5 protein-coding genes are annotated in these 4,694 nt (G+C 55.3%); 1 reads left to right on the forward strand and 4 read right to left on the reverse strand.

Translation table 11 applies throughout. The features are described from left to right. The 4 genes from ACILQA_RS09835 to ACILQA_RS09850 form a co-directional block, all read right to left on the reverse strand. Positions 1-1,021 (reverse strand): NAD(P)/FAD-dependent oxidoreductase (locus tag ACILQA_RS09835; protein ID WP_395629532.1); only part of this gene is annotated, 1,021 nt, incomplete at its 3' end. Beyond that, complete coding sequence (locus ACILQA_RS09840) at positions 1,021-2,367, reverse strand: glutamine synthetase family protein (protein WP_395629533.1); 1,347 nt, start codon at positions 2,365-2,367, stop codon at positions 1,021-1,023. The genes ACILQA_RS09835 and ACILQA_RS09840, both read right to left, overlap by 1 nt. 74 nt (positions 2,368-2,441) lie before the next feature. Further along, on the reverse strand, positions 2,442-3,167 hold the full coding sequence (locus ACILQA_RS09845; protein ID WP_395629534.1) for a TorF family putative porin: 726 nt from the start codon (positions 3,165-3,167) through the stop codon (positions 2,442-2,444). 295 nt (positions 3,168-3,462) lie between these two features. After that, entirely contained in the window at positions 3,463-3,930 is a 468-nt protein-coding gene (locus tag ACILQA_RS09850; RefSeq protein ID WP_395629535.1) for an Lrp/AsnC family transcriptional regulator, read from the reverse strand. Between the two features lie 130 nt (positions 3,931-4,060). Between ACILQA_RS09850 and ACILQA_RS09855 the strand changes: the two genes are divergently transcribed. Beyond that, on the forward strand, positions 4,061-4,694 hold a 634-nt coding region (locus ACILQA_RS09855; protein WP_395629536.1), incomplete at its 3' end, for an alanine dehydrogenase.

A 4,694-nucleotide genomic window follows, 5' to 3' on the forward strand; every position in this document is an offset into this window, starting at 1 on the left:
CCACGGCACCTCCCCATGCATAGTCGATCTTTGTCTGGGCAAGCGCGGGAAAGACCTCCACGATATGCTTTCGGACAAATCCGGCAATGTCGGCAGGCGGGCGTCGGACATATTTCTCTCCACCACCGAAAATCAGGCGTTTATCTGCGCTCAATCGAAAATAGTTCAGAACAAACCGGCTGTCCGCAACCGCCGCGTCACTTGGCAAAAGCTGGTCTGCATTGAGCAAAGGCGCGGTCGCGATGTTATAGTTCATGATGGGGACAGTGTAGCGGCTCAGTTCCGGCGCAATATCGCCCGTCCAGTTATCGGTGGCGATAATCACGTGACGGGCGGTGAGCGATCCTGTCCCGGCCGCGACCTCGACATGGCCGCCCCTGTCCAAAGGTGTTTGGGCAGCGGTATGTTCGAATATCAAAACACCTGCCGCCAGCGCGGCTTTTGCTAGACCAAGCGCGTAGTTCAACGGATGGAAATGCCCGCCTTTGCTGTCATAAAGGCCGCCGTGATAATCGCCGCCGTTAATGTGCTTGTGTAGGTCTGCAGATGAAACAACCTCTACTGAATCCCAGCCAAATTCGCGCGCCAAAAACGCGGCCTCGCGCTGCATATCTTCGAAATGCCCCGGCTTGTAGGCTGCTTCCAGATGGCCGGATTTCAGATCGCATTTGATATCATGTCTGACGATGCGATCATGCACGCGCGTACCAGCGCCCCATGCCAAATCGAATATGGCTTTTGCCCGCTCTCGTCCAAACTCCGCAACGATTTCACGCATCGACCAACGCAGGCCGGGAATGAGCTGCCCACCATTGCGGCCTGATGCACCAAAGCCGATGCTCTGCGCCTCAAGTAACGCGACTTTCAGCCCTTTTTCGGCGCAGGCTAATGCAGCAGACAGGCCCGTAAAGCCGCCGCCAATGACCGCGACGTCGCAATCCAAAGCATAATCGAGCGGACGCTGCGTTTCCCAGCCATTGGCGGTCGCGCGGTAATAGCTGTCATTCAACCGATCAGGCATCACACCCTCAGCAACAAATGCTCGCGTTCCCAGCTTGATACGACCGATTGGTAGTTGAACAATTCATAGTCTTTGATCGCATAAAAGATGTCGAAAAACTCTTCGCCGATCACGTTGCGGACGGGCTTACACGCGCTGAAACGGTCCAGCGCCGCTTCCAAAGTCCGGGGGAGCGTGCGCGCACGATTATAGGCGCTGCCCGTGATCGCCTTTGCCGGGATCATGCGTTCCACCATGCCGATATAACCACAGACCAAGGATGCGGACATCGCGAGATAGGGATTGGAATCCGCGCCGGGCAAACGGTTTTCAACACGGCGGTTGGCCTTGTCGGAAATCGGCACACGGAAGCCGCAGCTGCGGTTATCTTCGCCCCATTGGACGTTAATCGGCGCAGCGCTGTCGGGGCGCATCCGGCGGAAGCTGTTCACGTTCGGCGCCCAAAGCGGTGATACTTGCGGCATGAACTTCACAAGCCCCGCGATGTAGCTCCGGAACAGCGCGCTGTCGCGGCCATTGGCGTTGGAAAACAGATTGCGTCCGGTTTCAGCATCCACCACCGATTGGTGCAGATGCATCGCGCTGCCCGGTTGGCCAGCCATCGGGTTGGCCATGAACGTGGCATAGACGCCATGTTGCTTGGCCACGGCCCGCACCACGCGCTTAAACAGAAAAACCTGATCCGCAAGCTTCAGCGGGTCGCCATGCAGAAAGTTTACCTCAAGCTGGGCCGCGCCCATTTCGTGAATCATGGTGTCGATGTCGAGACCCATCAATTCACAGTCATCATAGATGTGATCGATGATGTCCTCATATTCGTTCATCGCCTCAAGCCCATAAGGCTGGCTCGCCGTTTCCGCGCGTCCGCTTGACCCAGTTGGTGGAACCAACGGGAAATCAGGATCGACATTTTGGCTGACGAGATAAAATTCAACCTCGGGCGCTATAATGGGTTTCCACCCGCGGCTGGCGTAAAGGGCCAGAATCTTTTTCAATATCGTCCGCGGCGCGATTTCTACTTCAGTGCCATCACCATGGAGGACGTCAGCAATCACAAATGCGGTGGGCGATTTGAAACCCGGCGCAACGCAAATCGTGTCTGGATCAGCGATCAGGATTTTGTCCGGATCCTTGTCCCAAATATCTTCGATATCTTCGGGATAATGGCCGTCGATTGTGCAGATGAAAACGCTACCGGGAATACGGAGCGATTTATCGCGGACGGACGATAGGAATTTCTTGGCCGGCAATACCTTGCCGCGCTGCACGCCGTTAATGTCAGGAACGATGCATTCGACCTCGTCGATCTTATGCTCGGCTATCCAATTGGCGAGGTTTACAGTCATAAAACAATATGTGCGCAGACCGGCTTGAAAAGGTCAAGCCAGCCCGCGCACATCATGGGATTCAATTTACAGGTTTAGAAACCGTAGCTGAGCGAAAATACGACGCCAGCCGCGCTGTCTTTGAATGCAAAAACCGAACGGCGGTTGGTGTCGACATAAGATGCGCCAAGTGTAAAGCCTGCAACATTAGCCGTCAGACCAAGCGTCCAATCGAGCTTGTCACTGCCCGCGGTAAATGCGCCATCTTCAATGCCTATTGAGCCGACGATCGAAATTGGTGAGTCAGGCAAAGCGATCGAAGCATTGGTAGCGACATAAACGTTGTCAGCGTTGCCGGTGTTGTCCTGGCTTGGGACGTAGCTCAACTGCGCGCCAACGGTTGCTGGACCGACTGTCGAGCCAAGCTTACCAGTCAGCTCGAGATAGTTAAAGCTGGAGACGCCTGGATACAGATAATAAGTCGCACCAATGTCGTAGGTCAGTTCTTCACCACCCGAAAAACCAACATAGAGGTCAACTTCCGCATCATCGCCGGCATTTTCGGAAAGATTTGAAGCCCAAGCACCAGCGTATAGGCCGGACTCATGCTTGACGGTCAAATATGGCTGAAGCGCAAAGCCCTTGTCAGAAAGCGATACGCCGCGGAAACGATAGTCGGATACCAGAGCGGCACCGCCCGAAACAGTGATAGGGCCGGAGGCTTCTTCTGCCGCCGCGTCTTGGGCGAAAGCAGGAACGGAAATGGCCATCGCGCTCATCGCGACGCTCATTGTTGCCAGCTTCAAAATGGATTTAAGCATAAAATTACCCCTTCTTAGGTACACAAAAAACTGCGCCGAAAGCGGCCGCATAGCGCTACATTCGGCAGATACCGTTCTATCCCGCTAAATCTAAATGCCTGCGCAATACCGCTATATTTCGGCCTGCGCTTTATTGTGCAGGTGCACACAAACATCAAAACCTGCGGCAGGCAAGTTATTTTGTGTCAATGTCATTGTCCTTTTCACGCAATGTGACAAAACCGTCACAGTCTGACGCAGGATTACGGTATCAGCGAGCGCAGCACAAAGTAACGCCCGGTTCGTTTTTAAGCGATCAGTCAAACAGCCTTGGCGGGACGGTACGATTGACGACTTCACGCAATGCAAATGCGGTTTCGATCCGTGCGACCCTTGGCAATCGGGCAATTTCCTGCCGGTGAATCAGCTCATAATCCTCAATCGATGCGGCGCGCACGACGAGCAGATAATCATTCCTGCCGCTCATAAGGTGGCATCGGATCGTCGACGGGCTTCCTACCACGGCGGCTTCAAATGCCGCCATTGCCTCTTCGCTCTGGCTATCAAGCGTGATGGTGACCATCACCGTCGCGGCAAGCCCAAGTTTACGCAGGTTCACATCCGCACGATAGCCACGCAGGATTCCGTCATCTTCCAATGATTTCTGCCGACGCGCAGCCGCGCTTGGCGACAGCCCGGCAGCTTCGCCCAATTCCGCCTGCGTTGCCCGTCCATTCTGCACGAGTGCGCCCAATAATTTACGGTCTATTCGATCAAGCTGCATAAATATTCCATGTATATATTCAATATCGACGATTTTATGCGCTCATTCACCATAATAGGCGAATCTTTGCACAGTATCGTCATATCGAAGATGCTATTTCCGCGACAGATAATTTTTGAGGAGTGAGATTATGCGTGTCGGCGTCCCCAGCGAAATCAAAGTGCATGAATATCGTGTCGGCTTAACCCCCGGCGCCGTTCGTGAATATGTCGCCCATGGCCATCAGCTTGTGGTGCAATCGGGCGCAGGTGCGGGCATCATGGCAAGCGATGACGCCTATCGCGCAGCGGGTGCCGAAATCGCCGCGACAGCCGCAGAAATTTTCGCTGGCTGCGACATGATCGTAAAGGTCAAGGAACCTCAGCCGAGCGAATGGGTCCTGCTGCGCCCCGGCCAGTTGCTTTTCACCTATCTCCACCTCGCCCCAGATCCTGAGCAGGCCAAAGGCTTAATCGCCAGTGGCTGCACCGCTATCGCCTATGAAACCGTCACCGATGACAAGGGCACCCTGCCCCTGCTAGCCCCCATGAGCGAAGTTGCTGGCCGCTTGGCCATTGAGGCCGCAGGCGAAGCGATGCGTCGCAGCAAAGGCGGCGCAGGCATATTGCTTGGCGGCGTTCCCGGCGTGCCTGCCGGCCGCGTTACCGTTCTCGGCGGCGGCGTTGTTGGCACCCATGCGGCGCGTATGGCCGTTGGCCTTGGCGCAGAAGTCACCATCGTTGACCGCTCAATCCCGCGCCTTCGCCAATTGGATGAACTGTTCA

Origin of the sequence: Sphingorhabdus sp. (assembly GCF_044239005.1) — a bacterium.
Lineage (GTDB): Bacteria > Pseudomonadota > Alphaproteobacteria > Sphingomonadales > Sphingomonadaceae > Sphingorhabdus_B.

Bases quoted from the DNA above. Each gene is read 5' to 3' on its own strand.
- ACILQA_RS09840 (WP_395629533.1), bottom strand. From the start codon at position 2,367: ATGACTGTAAACCTCGCCAATTGGATAGCCGAGCATAAGATCGACGAG.
- ACILQA_RS09845 (WP_395629534.1), bottom strand. From the start codon at position 3,167: ATGCTTAAATCCATTTTGAAGCTGGCAACAATGAGCGTCGCGATGAGC.
- ACILQA_RS09850 (WP_395629535.1), bottom strand. From the start codon at position 3,930: ATGCAGCTTGATCGAATAGACCGTAAATTATTGGGCGCACTCGTGCAG.